Here is an 18,253-nt window from a genome sequence, read left to right as displayed (position 1 = left end):
TTCATTGATTTCCGCAGTACGTGCAGTAAGGAATCGCGGAGCAACAGTGAAAGAATATTGTTGCTAATGATTTTATTTGATTGATTTCTTTATTGAAAAACAACGATGTGCTTAAAAATCATTCGGATCGGATTGCCGCGAAAGAAGTGATACACTAGCGCGTCAATATCAGTACGGTATCAGTATTCAGGTAGCTGTTGAGCCTGGGGCGGTAGCGTGCTTTTTCTGCTTCACCTTAATCGGATAATCTCAACAAAAAGAGTTACTTGTGGATAAGCCATTTCGAAGAATTTTGCTCATTAAGATGCGTTTTCATGGGGATATGTTATTAACTACTCCTGTCATTAGTTCGCTGAAAAAAAATTACCCTGACGCAAAAATCGATGTGCTGCTTTATCAGGATACCATCCCGATTCTGTCTGAAAATCCAGAGATTAACGCGCTCTACGGCATAAAAAATAAAAAAGCAAAAGCCTCAGAGAAAATTTCCAACTTTTTTCATCTCATCAAGGTATTACGTGCCAATAAGTATGACCTTATCGTCAATCTTACCGATCAATGGATGGTTGCTATACTGGTTCGCTTATTAAATGCCCGTGTGAAAATTTCCCAGGATTATCATCATCGGCAGTCTGCTTTTTGGCGTAAAAGCTTCACCCATCTGGTGCCGTTGCAGGGTGGAAATGTGGTGGAAAGTAACTTATCCGTGCTGACGCCACTGGGTCTCGAATCGTTGGTGAAGCAGACAACGATGAGTTACCCGCCTGCAAGCTGGAAACGAATGCGTCGCGAACTGGATCACGCAGGTGTTGGACAAAATTATGTGGTTATCCAACCTACCGCGCGGCAAATCTTCAAATGCTGGGACAACGCCAAGTTTTCCGCTGTGATTGATGCCTTACATACACGTGGCTATGAAGTCGTTCTGACGTCCGGCCCGGATAAAGACGATCTGGCCTGCGTCAATGAAATTGCGCAGGGATGCCAGACGCCACCAGTAACGGCGTTGGCCGGAAAGGTAACCTTCCCGGAACTTGGTGCGTTAATCGATCATGCGCAGCTGTTTATTGGCGTTGATTCCGCACCGGCGCACATTGCCGCTGCAGTTAATACGCCGCTGATATCGCTGTTTGGTGCAACAGACCATATTTTCTGGCGTCCCTGGTCAAATAACATGATTCAATTCTGGGCGGGAGATTACCGGGAAATGCCAACACGCGATCAGCGTGACCGAAATGAGATGTATCTTTCGGTTATTCCGGCGGCAGATGTCATTGCTGCTGTTGATAAATTATTGCCATCCTCCACGACAGGTACGTCGTTATGATCGTTGCTTTCTGTTTATATAAATATTTTCCCTTTGGCGGTTTGCAACGCGATTTTATGCGTATTGCTCAGACAGTTGCGGCCCGAGGGCATCATGTTCGGGTTTATGCCCAGTCATGGGAAGGCGAATGCCCTGATGTGTTTGAACTGATCAACGTGCCGGTTAAGTCGCATACCAATCACGGGCGTAACGCGGAGTATTTTGCCTGGGTGCAAAAACATTTACGCGAGCATCCGGTCGATAAAGTCGTTGGATTCAACAAAATGCCGGGGCTGGACGTTTATTATGCCGCTGATGTTTGTTATGCCGAGAAAGTGGCGCAGGAGAAAGGCTTTTTCTATCGCCTGACGTCACGTTATCGCCATTATGCCGCCTTTGAGCGGGCAACCTTTGAACAGGGCAAGCCGACACAGTTGCTGATGCTGACGGACAAGCAAATCGCCGATTTCCAGAAACATTATCAGACTGAAGCGGAGCGTTTTCATATTTTGCCTCCGGGGATTTATCCTGACCGTAAATATAGCCAGCAGCCAGCCAATAGCCGTGAAAGCTTTCGTAAGAAAAATGGAATAACAGAACAACAATATTTATTGTTGCAGGTCGGTTCAGACTTCACGCGTAAAGGTGTCGATCGTTCCATTGAAGCACTTGCTTCGCTCCCGGATTCACTGCGCCACAACACATTGCTATATGTTGTTGGGCAGGATAAACCGCGAAAATTTGAGGCACTGGCAGAAAAACGCGGCGTGCGCAGTAATGTTCACTTCTTCTCTGGGCGTAACGATGTCTCGGAATTAATGGCGGCGGCGGATTTATTACTGCATCCTGCCTACCAGGAAGCGGCGGGAATTGTGCTGCTGGAAGCGATTACTGCAGGATTACCGGTTCTAACAACTGCTGTTTGTGGTTATGCGCATTATATTGTTGACGCGAATTGCGGCGTGGCTATTGCTGAGCCATTCCGTCAGGAAACATTGAATGAGTTTTTACGCAAAGCGTTAACGCAATCTTCATTGCGCCAGGCCTGGGCGGAAAATGCGCGACATTATGCTGATACACAAGATTTATACAGTCTGCCAGAGAAAGCGGCGGATATCATAACGGGTGGTCTGGATGGTTGAACTGAAAGAGCCGTTTGCCACGTTATGGCGCGGTAAAGATCCTTTTGAGGAAGTTAAAACCTTGCAGGGTGAGGTATTTCGTGAACTGGAAACTCGCCGCACTCTGCGCTTTGAAATGGCGGGCAAAAGCTATTTTCTCAAATGGCATCGCGGCACGACCCTGAAAGAGATAATCAAAAATTTACTCTCATTGCGGATGCCAGTATTAGGTGCAGACCGTGAATGGAATGCGATTCATCGGCTGCGGGATGTCGGCGTTGATACTATGTATGGGGTGGCATTCGGCGAAAAAGGCATTAATCCGCTGACCAGAACTTCGTTTATTATTACCGAAGATCTGACGCCAACTATCAGTCTGGAAGATTACTGTGCTGACTGGGCGACTAACCCACCAGATGTCCGCGTAAAGCGTATGCTTATTAAACGTGTCGCGACGATGGTGCGCGATATGCATGCTGCGGGCATTAACCACCGTGACTGTTATATCTGTCATTTCCTGCTGCACTTGCCTTTTTCTGGTAGGGAAGATGAGTTAAAAATTTCAGTAATTGACCTGCACCGGGCGCAGCTTCGCACGCGCGTTCCACGTCGTTGGCGCGATAAAGATCTTATTGGGCTTTATTTTTCTTCGATGAATATTGGCCTGACTCAGCGTGATATCTGGCGATTTATGAAGGTATATTTTGCCGTACCGCTTAAAGACATACTCAAGCAGGAACAAGGGCTGCTGTCGCAAGCAGAAGCAAAAGCCACGAAAATCAGGGAAAGAACGATTAGAAAATCGTTGTAATTTCCGGAGAGAAATATGAGTGCCCACTATTTTAATCCACAAGAGATGATCAATAAGACAATCATCTTCGATGAAAGGCCAGAGGCGTCAGTGGCATCATCATTCCATGTTGCTTATGGCATTGATCAGAACTTTCTTTTTGGTTGTGGTGTTTCAATCACGTCAGTTTTGTTACATAACAACGACGTGAGTTTTGTCTTCCACGTTTTTATTGATGATATCCCTGACGCCGATATCCAGCGTTTATCCCAATTGGCGAAAAGCTATCATACCTGTATCCAGATCCATCTGGTAAATTGTGAACGGCTTAAGGTATTACCGACGACCAAAAATTGGTCTATTGCCATGTATTTCCGTTTTGTAATTGCAGATTACTTTATTGATCAACAAGATAAGATCCTGTACCTGGATGCTGATATCGCCTGTCAGGGAACCTTAAAACCGCTGATAACAATGGATCTTGCCAATAACGTTGCTGCTGTTGTTACTGAACGCGATGCTAACTGGTGGTCGTTACGGGCTCAAAGTCTGCAGTGTAATGAACTTGAAAAGGGTTACTTTAATTCAGGTGTCCTGTTAATTAATACACTAGCGTGGGCGCAGGAGTCCGTTTCTGCTAAAGCGATGTCGATGCTTGCTGATAAAGCCGTCGTTTCCCGTTTAACCTATATGGATCAAGATATACTAAATCTTATCCTGTTAGGGAAAGTTAAATTCATTGATGCTAAATACAATACGCAATTTAGTTTAAATTATGAATTAAAAAAATCATTTATTTGTCCAATTAATGATGAAACCGTATTAATTCATTATGTCGGCCCGACAAAACCTTGGCATTACTGGGCCGGTTATCCAAGCGCGCAGCCATTTATCAAAGCCAAAGAAGCATCGCCATGGAAAAATGAACCGTTAATGCGGCCAATTAACTCAAATTATGCTCGTTATTGCGCTAAGCATAATTTTAAACAAAATAAACCAATTAACGGGATAATGAATTATATTTATTATTTTTATTTAAAGATAATAAAATGACATTGAGAAAAGTTAAATGAATGAATTTATAAAAGAACGGTTTTCGTATTTAGCAGATAATAAAAAAGAAAACGTCCCAGAGCTAAATGTTTCCTACGGTATCGATAAGAATTTTTTGTATGGTGCTGGCGTTTCAATTTCTTCCGTTTTGATTAATAATTCAGATATTAATTTTGTCTTTCATGTTTTCACTGATTATGTGGATGATGATTATTTAAAGTCATTTGATGAAACAGCAAAACAATTTAATACCTCAATTATTGTATATTTAATTGACCCAAAATACTTTGCTGATCTGCCGACGTCACAGTTTTGGTCGTACGCGACATACTTCAGGGTATTGTCCTTTGAATATCTGAGTGAAAGTATTTCCACACTGCTGTATCTGGATGCCGATGTCGTTTGTAAAGGAAGTCTGAAACCTCTCACAAAAATTATATTTAAAGATGAGTTTGCTGCGGTTATTCCTGACAATGATAGTACTCAGGCGGCATGTGCAAAACGTCTTAACATTCCCGAAATGAATGGACGTTATTTCAATGCAGGTGTTATCTATGTCAATCTTAAAAAGTGGCATGAAGCAAATTTGACACCGTATTTACTCACGCTTTTACGAGGGGAAACTAAATATGGCTCTCTTAAATATTTAGATCAGGATGCGTTGAATATCGCATTTAATATGAATAATATCTACCTCGCGAAGGATTTTGATACTATTTATACCCTGAAAAACGAACTTCATGATCGTAGTCATCGAAAGTATCAGCAAACCATTACCGATAAAACAGTATTGATTCACTATACAGGGATAACTAAACCATGGCATAGCTGGGCTGGATATCCGTCTGCATCATACTTTAATATCGCGCGTGAACAATCTCCCTGGAAGAAATATCCTCTTAAAGAGGCGCGGACTGTTGCAGAAATGCAGAAACAATATAAGCATCTGTTTGCCCATGGTGAGTATATAAAAGGCATAACTTCATTAATTAAGTACAAGCTTAAGAAATAAATTACTCTTATGATTACAAGTATACGTTATCGCGGCTTCTCATTTTATTACAAAGATAATGATAATAAATATAAAGAAATCTTTGATGAAATACTGGCCTATAATTTTAAAACAGTAAAAGTATTACGTAATATTGATGATACCAAAGTATCGTTGATTGATACGAAATATGGTCGCTATGTTTTTAAAGTCTTTGCTCCGAAAACGAAAAGGAATGAACGTTTTTTAAAATCTTTTGTAAAAGGTGACTACTATCAGAATTTGATCGTTGAAACCGATCGTGTCAGAAGTGCAGGTCTTACTTTTCCTAATGATTTTTATTTTCTGGCTGAGCGTAAAATTTTCAACTATGCCAGTGTTTTTATCATGCTTATCGAGTATGTCGAGGGCGTAGAGCTCAATGATATGCCGATTATTCCAGAAAATGTTAAAGCAGAAATTAAGGCTTCAATGGAAAAATTGCATGCCTTAAATATGCTATCGGGCGACCCACACCGGGGTAACTTTATCGTTAGTAAAGATGGTGTCAGGATAATTGACCTATCCGGTAAAAGCTGTACGGCAGAGCGTAAAGCTCGTGATCGTCTGGCCATGGAACGTCACCTGGGTATTGCCAACGAAATAAAAGATTATGGCTACTATTCAGTAATCTACAGAACCAAACTACGCAAATTTATTAAAAAATTAAAAGGCAAAGCGTAAACCACACAGTCAAAACGGAACCAACATGGATTTATTAGCTGAGAGTATTACTGAAGTCGCTGTCTCTGGGGAAATTGCTAACACCGATCGTGTGTTAAATATCGCTTACGGTATTGACCGTAATTTTTTATTTGGTGCGGCAGTATCTATGCAATCAGTTGTTATGCATAACCCAGACCTTGCGGTTAAGTTTCATCTCTTTACCGACTACATTGATGAAGATTATCTACAACGTGTTAACGCTTTTACCAGCAAAAATGCTAACGTTGAAGTAAGAATTTATAAAGTCTCCAGTGTCTTTATTGATATCTTCCCCAGCCTGAAACAGTGGTCTTATGCAACATTCTTCCGTTTAGTTGCGTTCCAGTATCTGAGTGAAACTATTGAAAATCTGTTATATATCGATGCTGATGTCATCTGTAAAGGCTCATTAGCTGGATTGCTTGATATTAATTTTGATGGCGATAAATTCGCAGCTGTTATTAAAGATGTGCCTTTTATGCAGGAAAAACCAGCGAAGCGTCTGGCTATAGAGGGGCTTCCAGGGAATTATTTCAACGCCGGTGTAGTATATCTGCAGCTTGAAGCGTGGGCGAAAAATGATTTTATGAATAAAGCCATTGCTATGCTGGCAAGTGACCCGCAGCACACGAAGTATAAATGCCTTGATCAGGATATTTTAAATATTCTGTTCTTTGGTCATTGTATTTTTATTAGCGGCGATTATGATTGCTTTTATGGCATTGACTATGAGTTAAAAAATAAAAGCGATGAAGATTATAAAAAGACCATTACCGATGATACTAAGCTGATTCATTATGTTGGCGTAACGAAGCCCTGGAACGACTGGACGAATTATCCCTGCCAGAAGTATTTTAATGAGGCTTATCAAGCTTCTTGCTGGAATGATGTGGCGTTTATTCCAGCCACGAATGAAAAACAGTATCAAGTGAAATCCAGACATTTGAAAAGAAATGGTAATATTGCATCTTCATTTTACTATTTCATGCTCTATTATAGTAAGAAAATAGCGCGTAAGCATTTTTCCAAATAATTATTAAGACTAATCATCCAGGGATTTTTTAATGAACTTGCCCATTTATATTGTCTCACTTAAAAGAGATATTGAGCGAAGAAATAAAATAAATGATGTCTTTCATCGATTAAACATTAATTTTGATTTTTTTGATGCCATAGATGCTAAAGATCCTCAAAATAAAGAAATTATTAATGAAATGAGATTAAGTGGTGTCGGCGCAGAAATGACTGATGGAGAAATTGCTTGTACGTTAAGTCATCAGCTTATATATCAGGATATGATAGATAAAAATATAGAATGGGCAGTCATTCTAGAGGACGATGTTATCGTCAATGAGAAATTTAAAAATTTCCTTCAATACTTTAATCCTTCTGAAAAAGACAAGTTAAAATATAATAATTTGTATTTGCTTGGAGGTCAGAAAGGATTACATGATTATCCAGTATTGGGGCAAAGCCTTTTTAGTAAAGTTAAGGTAAGTACTTGTATTTTTCGTCGTGTTAATTTTAATAAAAATAAAATTCGTCGTACATGTTCATATTTGATGAATAACGATATGGCACTAAAGTTGCTCAAATTGACAAAGGATTATGGCACCTATCGAGCTGATAGCTGGAAGTTAATGCATCAACATAATATTATAAAAGATTTTTATTTAGACGAAATAATATTACATCCTATTTTAAATGAGTTTAATAGTCACCTTGAAAGTGAAAGGCTTTTAATATCGGAAAAAAAACAACCCAGGACAAGGCTTCAGAAAAAAATGAAGTTTATACGTTCCTGGATAAAGGTGGCTTTTTTTTCTCTTTTGAAATGAGATTGTTAATTTCAATTTATTGTGAGATATTAACGTGGAAGTAAAAATTGAGCAATTTCGAAATAATAGCTGTAATTTTATTTTTTTATTATATTTAATCGGTTTGTTGTTTGTGCCAATTGATCTAAATATTACCACTAAAATAATTAATGCTACAGGTGCATTTTCTCTTTTTTTATTAATTGTAAATAACAAGCATAATTATAATAAAAATATCATTATATTAATTCTTGGCTTACTTCTTTTGGGTGCAATGAACCTGATATGGTATGAGTTTTATAAAACAGAAGATGTAGTATATAGAAATGCTTATCGAGGCTATCTTGAGTCTGGAAAACTATTAGTATTTAGCTCGTTGACATTTTTATTACTAAGTAAAAATAAATTCAGGCAAAATGAAAAGCTACATTTTATTTCAGCTATCTTAGTTCAAATAATCATGCTATGTAGAGCATATTATCAAGGGATATATTTGCATGCAGACCGCATTCCCCTCTCCGCCATGAATGGGAATATTGGTCAGATGGGGGCAGCGACTATTGCGGCTTATGTGATTACATTCACTACTTTATATTCTTCAATTGTATTCATCAAAATGCAATCGAAATATAAATGGTTTCTATTTTATGCTAACTTTGCTTTAAGCTTTGCAGCAGTAATGATGACAGGAACGCGTGCGGCAATTTTCACATTCCCACTTATGATTATGGTCATATTATTTCTTCAGCATCGTGATCAAAAAGTGTTTTTATTTAAAGGATTGAGTGGTGTTTTTATATTGCTACTTGCTTGTGGTTTGATATTTAATAAGGAAATTGAGAGGCGAATTAATTCATTAAAAGCTGATGTTATTTCATATGCTACAAAAAATAACAGTCAATCCTCGGTCGGAGCACGTTTTGCAATGGTTAATGCAGGAATTAAAGGAAGTCCTGATGGTTTTAATTGGCAATCTCTTGAGCAGCGTGCTGAAAAGATAAAAGCATTAAGTGCAGAAAATAATATTTATAGTGGAGCTTTATTATTCCTTGATGTACATATGCATAATGAAATTGTTGAAGCTCTTTCCACGAAAGGGAAAATTGGTCTTCTTGTTCTTATTATGTTCTATGTTGCAATGATCTACTACTGTATCCGGGAGAAAAAATATATACTTTTGGTTTTCCCTGCTTCTATTATGTTATTTGGCATTAGTGATGTCATTACGCATGCTAAACCAATACCGGCATCGTGGATTGTGTGCCTCTTCCTGTCTATATCGTTTTTGAGTAAAAAAGAACCACAATAATAAAAACGTTGATTAAGTAAGTGGGTATAATGCCCACTTACTATTTATTAAATCAATGTAATTTCTTTATAAACAGCCGCTGCTTCTAAATTATTTAAACTCTTTAGCGGAGCCCTACAAACCATCTGATTCTTCCCATACCCGCCAATTAATCCCGGATCGGTTGGCCCATAAACCGTGATATTGGGTCTATCCAGTGCCGCCGTTAAATGGCTTAACCCCGTATCCACCGACACCACAAATTTAGCCCCCGCCAGCACACAAGCAACGCCTTCCAGACTCATCTTCGGCAATACGTCGACATAATCAAATCCTTCCGCCAGTCTTTTTGCCCGCTCTTCTTCATGCGGCGCGCCCCACGGAAGTTTAATGCGAATCCCTGAATCTGCCAGTAAACCAATCAACTCTCGCCAGTGTGCTTCCGGCCAGTGTTTATCATCACGGGTTGTTGCATGAAGAAATACGGCATATTCGCCAGCATCTGTCGGCAGGTTCGTCAGGAAATGCTGCGCAATGGCATAATCGCCCTGAGTCTGCGGTTTGCTGTAACCCAGACTTTTGGCAAACAGTTCGCGGGTGCGTTCTACGGCGTGCTGCTGTTTTGCAATATGATGCTTACGATTGTAAAACAGGCTGGCTAAGGGTTCGCGAGCGGTTTGCCAGTCCATTCCATGCTTTACGCCATGCGCCAGACGCGTCACCAGCGCCGCGCTTTTTACCAGCCCCTGAGCGTCGATAATTGCGTCATAGTTCTCTGCTTGTAGCGCTTCACGAAACGCTTTCCGTTCAGCTTTTATGGGGGCCGAGAACCAGGCTTTACGCCAGCGACGTATTGCCACAGGAATAACTCGCTCAACGGCAGCGTGCCAGGAAGGAATCTGTGCGAACCCTTCTTCCACCACCCAGTCAAACTTAATCCCTGGGATTGCCTGCTGGGCATCAGTGAGTGCGGGCAGCGTATGGAGAACATCGCCCATCGACGATGTTTTAACGATCAGAACCCGCATCCGTCAGGCTTCCTCTTGTAACAATAGCGCGTTGAGTTCTTCCAGTACGCGCTGGGGAGTAATGTCGATCAAGCTCTGGTGATAACCCTCCGCAGCGTCACCTTTACGCACTTTGTGATAGCCGGTAATCAGGCGGATCACGCGCGCTTTATGGGATAGTGGCGGTGTGAAGTCCGGGCTACTCGGACCATACAGGGCAACCAGCGGACGATTGAGCGCCGCCGCAACGTGCATCAGGCCAGAATCGTTAGTGACAATGGCTTTACAGGCTGCAATCAGGATAACCGCTTGATCAAGCTGTGTTTCCCCCGCCAGGTTCCGGCACCATGCCTGCTGCTCGGTATTCAAAGCGGCAAGAATCTCATTGCCCGCTTCATGATCTTTCGCCGAGCCAAACAGAACCACCTGATAACCTTCATCAATCAGCTGCTTTGCCAGCTCCGCATAGTGGTAGTGTGGCCAGCGTTTTGCCGGACCAAACTCCGCTCCGGGGCAAAAGCCAATCATCGGACGTTCTGATGAGAGCGAAAATTGATTACAGGTATATGATTTTTCACCTTCGCTCACCTGCAACTGCGGCCATAACAATGGCTGCGGCAGATCTTGTGCGGTACGCATAATGCCTTTGTCATAGGCTAGCGCGACATAGCGTTCCACCATTAGCGGCCAGGCTTCTTTATCGAGCACGCGTACATCGTTAAGTAAACCGTAGCGCATCTCGCCGCGCCAGCCGGTGCGATGAGGAATACCCGCGAAGAAAGGCACTAATGCGGACTTGAAGGAGTTGGGTAAGACGTAGGCGCGGTCGTAGCGCTTTTCACGCAGACTATGACCCAGTTTGCGGCGTTCGCCGATTTCCAGCGCTCCGTGACCGAGAGGCATAGGGATAGCTTCGTTAACTTCCGGCATCCGCGATAACAATGGACGGCACCATGCCGGTGCCATCACGTCGATTATCGCCTGGGGATAGCGCGCCTGGAGCGTGCGATAGAGACTTTGCGACATCATCATGTCGCCAACCCAAGACGGGCCGATCACCAGTATTTTCATGCAGAGCTCTTATGCGTCGCGATTCAGCCAGGCCATATATTCCGTTACGCCTTCGGCAACGGTTTTGAACGGTTTATCGTAACCCGCCGCGCGCAGATTCGTCAGATCCGCCTGAGTGAATGCCTGATAGCGGCCTTTCAGTTTATCCGGGAACGGAATGTATTCGATCTGGCCTTTCTTGTGATAAGCAAGCGTAGCATCCGCTACTGCCTGGAAGGATTCTGCACGACCGGTACCGAGGTTGAAGATGCCGGATACGCCATTTTCCAGGAACCACAGATTCACATCAGCCACGTCGCCCACATAGACGAAGTCACGTTTGAAGTTCTCGCTACCTTCGAACAGCTTCGGTGATTCACCGTTGTTAAGCTGAGTGTTGAGATGGAAAGCGACGCTCGCCATGCTGCCTTTATGGCCTTCACGCGGTCCATAAACGTTGAAATAGCGGAAGCCAACAATCTGCGAGTTCGCTTCTGGCAGGATTTGGCGAACATATTCATCAAACAGGAATTTTGAGTAACCGTAGACGTTCAACGGTTTTTCGTACTCGCGGGATTCAATAAAGTCGGAGGTGCGACCGCCGTAAGTGGCCGCGGAAGAGGCATACAGGAACGGGATTTCGCGTTCCAGACAGTAGTGCAGCAGCTCTTTGGAGTATTGATAGTTGTTATCCATCATATACTTGCCATCCCACTCGGTGGTGGAAGAGCACGCGCCTTCGTGGAAAATCGCTTCGACATCGCCGAACTCTTCGCCAGCCATAATCTGGATCAGGAAGTCTTCCTTATCCATATAGTCCGCGATATTCAGATCCACCAGGTTCACAAACTTGGTGCCGTCTTTCAGGTTGTCCACCACCAGAATATCGGTGATGCCTTTATCATTCAGGGCCTTAACGATGTTGCTGCCGATAAAGCCCGCGCCGCCGGTAACGATGATCATAACTGTAACCTTCGAATTATGGAGTCAGAGACAATCTCAGACACGAATGCTTCTATCATATCACTACACGGCGTTCGCTTCAGCCATTCGCCAAAAGTGAGATTGATGGACGTTATTTATCCTGAATTTTGCAGAAGTGTTAACGCGTCATCTCGTCGCAACCTATAAGTTTGGGTAATATGTGCTGGAATTTGCCCTGTCTGGAGAATCGCAATGCGTGGAGAATTTTATCAGCAGTTAACCAACGATCTGGAAACCGCAAGGGCGGAAGGGTTGTTTAAAGAAGAGCGCATTATTACGTCTGCGCAACAAGCAGACATCACTGTGGCTGATGGAAGCCACGTCATTAACTTTTGTGCCAATAACTATCTCGGACTGGCGAATCATCCGGATCTGATTGCGGCGGCAAAGGCGGGAATGGATTCTCACGGTTTCGGCATGGCTTCGGTGCGTTTTATTTGCGGCACTCAGGACAGCCATAAAGAGCTTGAACAAAAACTGGCGGCCTTCCTGGGGATGGAAGATGCGATTCTCTACTCTTCCTGCTTTGATGCTAACGGTGGCCTGTTTGAAACGCTGCTGGGCGCGGAAGACGCCATTATCTCCGACGCACTGAACCACGCGTCTATTATTGATGGTGTGCGTCTGTGCAAAGCTAAACGCTATCGTTATGCCAACAACGATATGCAGGAGCTGGAAGCACGTCTGAAAGAAGCGCGTGAAGCCGGTGCGCGTCATATGCTGATTGCCACCGATGGTGTGTTCTCAATGGACGGCGTGATTGCCAACCTGAAAGGTGTTTGCGATCTCGCCGATAAATACGATGCGCTGGTGATGGTGGATGACTCTCACGCGGTCGGTTTTGTCGGTGAAAACGGTCGTGGCTCCCATGAATACTGCGATGTGATGGGCCGGGTCGATATTATCACCGGCACGCTCGGTAAAGCGCTGGGTGGCGCTTCTGGTGGTTATACCGCGGCGCGCAAAGAAGTGGTTGAGTGGCTGCGCCAGCGTTCTCGTCCGTACCTGTTCTCCAACTCGTTGGCACCGGCCATTGTTGCCGCTTCCATCAAAGTGCTGGAGATGGTTGAAGCGGGTAGCGAGCTGCGTGACCGTCTGTGGGCGAACGCGCGTCAGTTCCGTGAGCAAATGTCGGCGGCGGGCTTTACCCTGGCGGGTGCCGATCACGCCATTATTCCGGTCATGCTTGGCGATGCTGTAGTGGCGCAAAAATTTGCACGTGAACTGCAAAAAGAGGGCATTTACGTCACCGGTTTCTTCTATCCGGTCGTTCCTAAAGGTCAGGCGCGTATTCGTACCCAGATGTCTGCGGCGCATACCCCTGAGCAAATTACGCGTGCGGTAGAAGCGTTCACGCGTATTGGTAAACAACTGGGCGTAATCGCCTGAGTGAGGATGTGAGATGAAAGCGTTATCCAAACTGAAAGCGGAAGAGGGCATCTGGATGACCGACGTTCCTGAACCGGAACTCGGACATAACGATCTGCTGATTAAAATCCGTAAAACAGCCATCTGCGGGACTGACGTTCACATCTATAACTGGGATGAGTGGTCGCAAAAAACCATCCCAGTACCGATGGTTGTAGGCCATGAATATGTCGGTGAGGTGGTTGGCATCGGTCAGGAAGTGAAAGGCTTCAAGATCGGCGATCGCGTTTCTGGCGAAGGCCATATCACTTGTGGTCATTGCCGCAACTGTCGTGGTGGCCGTACCCATTTGTGCCGCAACACGATAGGCGTTGGTGTTAATCGCCCGGGCTGCTTCGCCGAATATCTGGTGATCCCGGCATTCAACGCCTTCAAAATCCCCGACAATATCTCCGATGACTTAGCCGCAATTTTCGACCCGTTCGGTAACGCCGTGCATACCGCGCTGTCGTTTGATCTGGTGGGCGAGGATGTGCTGGTCTCTGGTGCAGGCCCGATTGGTATTATGGCGGCGGCGGTGGCGAAACACGTTGGTGCACGTAACGTGGTGATTACTGATGTTAACGAATACCGCCTTGAGTTGGCGCGTAAAATGGGTATCACCCGTGCGGTTAACGTCGCTAAAGAGAACCTCAATGATGTGATGGCAGAACTGGGCATGACCGAAGGCTTTGATGTTGGTCTGGAAATGTCCGGTGCGCCGCCAGCGTTTCGTACAATGCTCGACACCATGAACCACGGCGGTCGCATTGCGATGCTGGGTATTCCGCCGTCTGATATGTCTATCGACTGGACCAAAGTGATCTTTAAGGGCTTGTTCATTAAAGGTATTTACGGTCGTGAGATGTTTGAAACCTGGTACAAGATGGCGGCGCTGATTCAGTCTGGCCTCGATCTCTCGCCGATCATTACCCATCGTTTCTCTATCGATGATTTCCAGAAGGGCTTTGACGCTATGCGTTCGGGCCAGTCCGGGAAAGTTATTCTGAGCTGGGATTAACACGAACAAGGGCTGGAATACCAGCCCTTGAAGCTGATGGCAAACACAAAATTGCCTGATGCGCTACGCTTATCATGCCTACGCGGTTCCTGCAAAATATTAAATTTGCACAATTTGGTAGGCCGGATAAGGCGTTTACGCCGCATCCGGCATAAACAAAGCGCACTTGGTCTACAATCTGAAAATCCAAAATACCAGCCCTTTTCCCTGAGGATAATCTGTTAAATATGTAAAATCCTGTCAGTGTAATAAAGAGTTCGTAATTGCGCTGATCTCTTATATAGCTGTTCTCATTATCTCTCTACCCTGAAGTGACTCTCTCACCTGTAAAAATAATATCTCACAGGCTTAATGGTTTCTTAATACAAAGCCTGTAAAACATCAGGATAACTTCAGAGGTCGTCGGTATTTATGATGAACAGCACCAATAAACTCAGTGTTATTATCCCGTTATATAATGCGGGAGATGATTTCCGTACTTGCATGGAATCTTTAATCGCGCAAACCTGGACTGCTCTGGAAATCATTATTATTAACGATGGTTCAACGGATAATTCTGTTGAAATAGCAAAGCATTACGCGGAAATCTATCCGCACGTTCGTTTGCTGCATCAGGCGAATGCTGGCGCATCGGTAGCGCGTAATCGTGGGATCGAGGCAGCGACGGGTAAATATGTCGCTTTTGTCGATGCTGATGATGAGGTCTATCCCACCATGTACGAAACGCTGGTGACGATGGCCGAGCAGGACAACCTTGACGTGGCGCAGTGCAACGCTGACTGGTGTTTTCGTGAAACGGGAGAAACCTGGCAGTCCATCCCCACCGATCGCCTTCGCTCAACCGGCGTATTAACCGGCCCGGACTGGCTGCGAATGGGGCTTTCTTCCCGCCGTTGGACTCATGTTGTCTGGATGGGCATTTATCGTCGTGATGTCATTGCTAAAAATAACATTAAATTTATTGCCGGATTACATCATCAGGATATTGTCTGGACAACAGAATTTATGTTTAACGCGCAACGCGTGCGATATACCGAGCAATCGTTATATAAATATTATTTGCATAATACGTCAGTGAGCCGATTGAATAGACAGGGAAATAAAAACCTTAATTATCAACGCCACTATATTAAGATTACCCGACTGTTGGAAAAGTTAAATCGCGATTACGCAGACAGAATAGTGATTTACCCGGAATTTCATCAACAAATAACTTACGAAGCATTACGTGTTTGCCATGCGGTACGTAAAGAGCCAGATATTATTACCCGCCAACGGATGATTGCTGAGATATTTACTTCCGGTATGTATAAGCGCCTGATTTCCAATGTACGCAGCATAAAGGTGGGTTATCAGGCGTTACTGTGGTCTTTCCGCTTATGGCAATGGCGCGACAAAACGCGGTCGCACCATCGCATTACGCGTAGCGCCTTTAATTTGCGCTAGCGTTAAGTTTTGCCGCTTCGGGCTGCTTGCCCCAGCCTTGCCACTGATGCTGGAAGTAAACGATCAGCGTGCTCTGGCTGATGCTTTCGCTTAATACTTCAAAGAAGCGATTAGCATAAACCGGTTCCAGCGGTTTCTTCGGTTTACACAGTTTCACGCCACGGAACGGATTATGCGGTGCATCAGGCACAGCGTTTTTCGGCGGTGTAGAAGTATCAACCTGCGGTTCATTCAGCAAGCTGCTGGCTTTCACCAGTGTAATGTCTGGCGGCAGGTTATAAACCATCTGTTGCAACACGCGTACCGTTGAAGGGTGAGGATGCCCAATGGCAATGGTCGAACCGTTGCGACGCGCCAGGTCAATTGCACGATTAAACTGCACACGGATGTCTGCTTCGTTCTGTGAATCGTCGAGGAACACCTTCCGTTTAATAACCTTCACGCCAGTGCCTTGCGCGGCGCGCATCGCCTGGGTATTACCGATGGTTACGCTGTCGAGGAAGTAAAGATTGTAACGCGCCAGTGCCTGCATCACTTTCTGCATACCAAACAGGTTAGAGGTCATCTTGCTACCCATGTGGTTGTTGATCCCCACGGCATAGGGCACGTTATTGACCGCACTACGAATAATGCGCTCAATTTCGTCGCTGCTCATCTCCGGGCGTAGCGTATTTTTCTCCAGCGGCTGTTTACTCAGTGGTGCCATCGGTAGATGAATCAACACTTCGTGACCGCTGTTATGTGCTTTGGTCGCCATCTCTCTGGCGTGCGGTGAATCGGGTAATACAGCGACGGAGATAGCGGAAGGCATCGCCAGCACCTGGTTTTCGTTGTGCGGGCGATACCCAAAATCATCAATGACGATGGCAAGTTTGCCAGCAAGTACGGGGGAGGAGAGCGCCAACAGAGCGGCAAATGCAAGAACGTTACGACGAAATGGAAACAAAACTTATCTTCCCAACCACGGCTGTGGATTGACCGCCTGACCCTGGCGGCGAATTTCGAAATAGAGTGAAGGCCGACCCTGACCGCCACTGCTGCCCACCAGTGCAATTGGCTGGCCCGCGCGAACCTGCGAACCAACGCTCACCAGTGCGCTCTGATTATAGCCGTAAAGACTCATGTCGCCTTTACCATGCTCAACCACCACCACCAGACCGTAGCCTTGCAGCCAGTCAGCCAGAATCACCCGACCGTCGGCAATCGCTTTAACTTCAGTACCTTCAGAAGCACCAATCACCATCCCTTTCCAGCGCAGCTCACCCTGTAGCTGCTCGCCATAACGATGCAGCGTCGGCCCGCGAACCGGCCAGAATGCCTGACCACGCGGCGCGCCCAGGCCACCAGTTCGGGACATCAGCGATTTTTCGCTTTCGGTCGGTTTGTAGGTGGTGCCTTTGCGCGTCGCTTCTTTCTGACGGTCGCGAACCGCCTGGGCTTCGCGCGCCTCACGTTCAGCACGCGCTTTCGCTGCCGCTTCCGCACGGGCAATGCTGTTACGTAGACGAGATTCGTTGGCGCGCAACTCGCTCAACTGTTGTTGACCTTGCTGGATGGAAGACTCTAGCCCAGCCAGCGTCTTTTTACGCTCGTTCAGCGCCTGGGTCAGCTTCGCCTGTTGGGCGCGCTGCTCATATAACAGCGTTTGCTGCTCGCTCTGTTTCTCTTCCAGCTCGGCGCGTTGCATAGCGACTTCTTCACGCGTTTGTTTCAACTGAGCAATGGTTTCTTGTCGCGCCTGGTTGAGATAACCGAAATAAGCCTGTAAACGCTGACCACGCTGGCTTTCTTCACCGCTAAGAATCAGCTGAATACCGGTATGCTCGCCCTGACGGAATGCGGCATCCAGTTGTGCGGCGAGGCTGCGTTCCTGAGCGGCTTTTTGTTGCTCCAGCTTTGCAATCGATGCGTTCATCTCATCAATCTGTTTATTCAGTTGATTGAGTGTGTTTTGCGTTTCGCGCAGCTTGCGAGTGGCTTCAGAGATCGCTTCTTCCTGCTTTTTCAATTGTGCGAGCAGGCTTGCGCGTTGTTGTTGCTTTTGGCGTACCGCGCGCTCTTTCGCGGCGATATCGGCCTGAATAGATTTGAGTTGGTCGCGATCATCCGCGTGGGCGGAAAAGGCGCACAACAATACGCCAGCGCTAAGAACGCTGGCGTAGATGATGGGCCTGATTGCAAACCTGCGCGGTTTCACGGCCCGTGTCATGGTATTAATCGCCTTTCCC

17 protein-coding genes are annotated in these 18,253 nt (G+C 45.3%); 12 read left to right on the top strand and 5 right to left on the bottom strand.

Features of this window, described 5'->3' with window-relative positions; genetic code table 11:
- Positions 1-268: 268 nt before the first annotated feature.
- From rfaQ to QUE34_RS21835, 9 genes are read left to right on the top strand one after another with little or no spacing between them, the layout of a single operon-like run.
- Entirely contained in the window at positions 269-1,327 is a 1,059-nt protein-coding gene (gene rfaQ, locus QUE34_RS21875; RefSeq protein ID WP_072001011.1) for a lipopolysaccharide core heptosyltransferase RfaQ, read from the top strand.
- Positions 1,324-2,448 carry a glycosyltransferase family 4 protein gene (locus QUE34_RS21870; protein WP_032304054.1) on the top strand — a complete coding sequence of 375 codons (1,125 nt, stop codon included), beginning with the start codon at positions 1,324-1,326 and terminating at the stop codon, positions 2,446-2,448. The genes rfaQ and QUE34_RS21870 overlap by 4 nt, the downstream gene beginning before the upstream one ends.
- A complete protein-coding gene (gene rfaP, locus QUE34_RS21865) occupies positions 2,441-3,238 on the top strand; it encodes a lipopolysaccharide core heptose(I) kinase RfaP (RefSeq protein ID WP_032304053.1) in 798 nt (265 codons plus the stop codon). Before QUE34_RS21870 ends, rfaP begins: the two co-directional genes overlap by 8 nt.
- Before the next feature lie 15 nt (positions 3,239-3,253).
- Positions 3,254-4,270, top strand: coding sequence for a lipopolysaccharide 3-alpha-galactosyltransferase (gene waaO / locus QUE34_RS21860; RefSeq protein WP_032304052.1), 1,017 nt, complete (start codon positions 3,254-3,256; stop codon positions 4,268-4,270).
- Positions 4,271-4,286: 16 nt separating this feature from the next.
- Positions 4,287-5,282 (top strand): glycosyltransferase family 8 protein, encoded by a 996-nt coding sequence (locus QUE34_RS21855; protein WP_032304051.1) that lies wholly within the window; start codon positions 4,287-4,289, stop codon positions 5,280-5,282.
- A 9-nt stretch (positions 5,283-5,291) separates the two neighbouring features.
- On the top strand, positions 5,292-5,984 hold the full coding sequence (rfaY, locus tag QUE34_RS21850) for a lipopolysaccharide core heptose(II) kinase RfaY (RefSeq protein WP_000633087.1): 693 nt from the start codon (positions 5,292-5,294) through the stop codon (positions 5,982-5,984).
- A 25-nt stretch (positions 5,985-6,009) separates the two neighbouring features.
- Positions 6,010-7,038 carry a glycosyltransferase family 8 protein gene (locus QUE34_RS21845; protein ID WP_032304050.1) on the top strand — a complete coding sequence of 343 codons (1,029 nt, stop codon included), beginning with the start codon at positions 6,010-6,012 and terminating at the stop codon, positions 7,036-7,038.
- Positions 7,039-7,069: 31 nt separating this feature from the next.
- Entirely contained in the window at positions 7,070-7,843 is a 774-nt protein-coding gene (locus QUE34_RS21840) for a glycosyltransferase family 25 protein (RefSeq protein ID WP_032304049.1), read from the top strand.
- Between the two features lie 34 nt (positions 7,844-7,877).
- Entirely contained in the window at positions 7,878-9,131 is a 1,254-nt protein-coding gene (locus QUE34_RS21835; protein ID WP_032304048.1) for an O-antigen ligase family protein, read from the top strand.
- Between the two features lie 47 nt (positions 9,132-9,178).
- On the opposite strand, the gene rfaC is transcribed toward QUE34_RS21835, so the two are convergent.
- From rfaC to rfaD, 3 genes are read right to left on the bottom strand one after another with little or no spacing between them, the layout of a single operon-like run.
- Positions 9,179-10,138 carry a lipopolysaccharide heptosyltransferase RfaC gene (rfaC, locus tag QUE34_RS21830; protein WP_032304047.1) on the bottom strand — a complete coding sequence of 320 codons (960 nt, stop codon included), beginning with the start codon at positions 10,136-10,138 and terminating at the stop codon, positions 9,179-9,181.
- Positions 10,139-10,141: 3 nt separating this feature from the next.
- Positions 10,142-11,188 (bottom strand): ADP-heptose--LPS heptosyltransferase RfaF, encoded by a 1,047-nt coding sequence (gene rfaF, locus QUE34_RS21825; RefSeq protein WP_000699228.1) that lies wholly within the window; start codon positions 11,186-11,188, stop codon positions 10,142-10,144.
- A 9-nt stretch (positions 11,189-11,197) separates the two neighbouring features.
- Positions 11,198-12,130 carry an ADP-glyceromanno-heptose 6-epimerase gene (rfaD, locus tag QUE34_RS21820; RefSeq protein WP_000587764.1) on the bottom strand — a complete coding sequence of 311 codons (933 nt, stop codon included), beginning with the start codon at positions 12,128-12,130 and terminating at the stop codon, positions 11,198-11,200.
- A 213-nt stretch (positions 12,131-12,343) separates the two neighbouring features.
- On the opposite strand from rfaD, the gene kbl reads away from it, so the two are divergent.
- The 3 genes from kbl (at position 12,344) to waaH (ending at position 16,025) form a co-directional block, all read left to right on the top strand.
- Positions 12,344-13,540: a glycine C-acetyltransferase gene (kbl, locus tag QUE34_RS21815; protein WP_103253764.1), complete on the top strand. Its 1,197-nt coding sequence runs from the start codon at positions 12,344-12,346 to the stop codon at positions 13,538-13,540.
- A 13-nt stretch (positions 13,541-13,553) separates the two neighbouring features.
- Positions 13,554-14,579, top strand: coding sequence for an L-threonine 3-dehydrogenase (gene tdh / locus QUE34_RS21810; protein ID WP_032304045.1), 1,026 nt, complete (start codon positions 13,554-13,556; stop codon positions 14,577-14,579).
- Positions 14,580-14,990: 411 nt separating this feature from the next.
- Positions 14,991-16,025 (top strand): UDP-glucuronate:LPS(HepIII) glycosyltransferase, encoded by a 1,035-nt coding sequence (gene waaH / locus QUE34_RS21805; protein ID WP_032304043.1) that lies wholly within the window; start codon positions 14,991-14,993, stop codon positions 16,023-16,025.
- Here waaH and QUE34_RS21800 read toward each other — a convergent pair.
- The gene (locus QUE34_RS21800) at positions 16,012-16,971 is read right to left on the bottom strand and encodes a divergent polysaccharide deacetylase family protein (RefSeq protein ID WP_000483841.1); all 960 of its coding nucleotides are present in this window, start codon (positions 16,969-16,971) and stop codon (positions 16,012-16,014) included. The genes waaH and QUE34_RS21800 overlap by 14 nt on opposite strands.
- A 3-nt stretch (positions 16,972-16,974) precedes the next feature.
- Positions 16,975-18,234 (bottom strand): murein hydrolase activator EnvC, encoded by a 1,260-nt coding sequence (gene envC / locus QUE34_RS21795; protein ID WP_230146813.1) that lies wholly within the window; start codon positions 18,232-18,234, stop codon positions 16,975-16,977.
- Positions 18,235-18,253 lie beyond the last annotated feature (19 nt).

It is taken from the genome of Escherichia sp. KS167_9B (genome assembly GCF_030295215.1).
Classification (GTDB): Bacteria; Pseudomonadota; Gammaproteobacteria; order Enterobacterales; family Enterobacteriaceae; genus Escherichia; species Escherichia coli_F.
The sequence above is the reverse complement of the archived record's forward strand: the minus strand, read 5'-3'. Positions and strand labels throughout refer to the sequence as shown.

What these genes read in the sequence shown, in the direction of transcription:
- rfaY (WP_000633087.1), top strand. Translation starts at nt 5,292, where the DNA reads ATGATTACAAGTATACGTTATCGCGGCTTCTCATTTTATTACAAAGAT.
- QUE34_RS21870 (WP_032304054.1), top strand. Translation starts at nt 1,324, where the DNA reads ATGATCGTTGCTTTCTGTTTATATAAATATTTTCCCTTTGGCGGTTTG.
- rfaC (WP_032304047.1), bottom strand. Translation starts at nt 10,138, where the DNA reads ATGCGGGTTCTGATCGTTAAAACATCGTCGATGGGCGATGTTCTCCAT.
- QUE34_RS21840 (WP_032304049.1), top strand. Translation starts at nt 7,070, where the DNA reads ATGAACTTGCCCATTTATATTGTCTCACTTAAAAGAGATATTGAGCGA.
- waaH (WP_032304043.1), top strand. Translation starts at nt 14,991, where the DNA reads ATGATGAACAGCACCAATAAACTCAGTGTTATTATCCCGTTATATAAT.
- rfaP (WP_032304053.1), top strand. Translation starts at nt 2,441, where the DNA reads ATGGTTGAACTGAAAGAGCCGTTTGCCACGTTATGGCGCGGTAAAGAT.
- tdh (WP_032304045.1), top strand. Translation starts at nt 13,554, where the DNA reads ATGAAAGCGTTATCCAAACTGAAAGCGGAAGAGGGCATCTGGATGACC.
- QUE34_RS21845 (WP_032304050.1), top strand. Translation starts at nt 6,010, where the DNA reads ATGGATTTATTAGCTGAGAGTATTACTGAAGTCGCTGTCTCTGGGGAA.
- envC (WP_230146813.1), bottom strand. Translation starts at nt 18,234, where the DNA reads ATGACACGGGCCGTGAAACCGCGCAGGTTTGCAATCAGGCCCATCATC.
- rfaD (WP_000587764.1), bottom strand. Translation starts at nt 12,130, where the DNA reads ATGATCATCGTTACCGGCGGCGCGGGCTTTATCGGCAGCAACATCGTT.
- QUE34_RS21855 (WP_032304051.1), top strand. Translation starts at nt 4,287, where the DNA reads ATGAATGAATTTATAAAAGAACGGTTTTCGTATTTAGCAGATAATAAA.
- kbl (WP_103253764.1), top strand. Translation starts at nt 12,344, where the DNA reads ATGCGTGGAGAATTTTATCAGCAGTTAACCAACGATCTGGAAACCGCA.
- waaO (WP_032304052.1), top strand. Translation starts at nt 3,254, where the DNA reads ATGAGTGCCCACTATTTTAATCCACAAGAGATGATCAATAAGACAATC.
- rfaF (WP_000699228.1), bottom strand. Translation starts at nt 11,188, where the DNA reads ATGAAAATACTGGTGATCGGCCCGTCTTGGGTTGGCGACATGATGATG.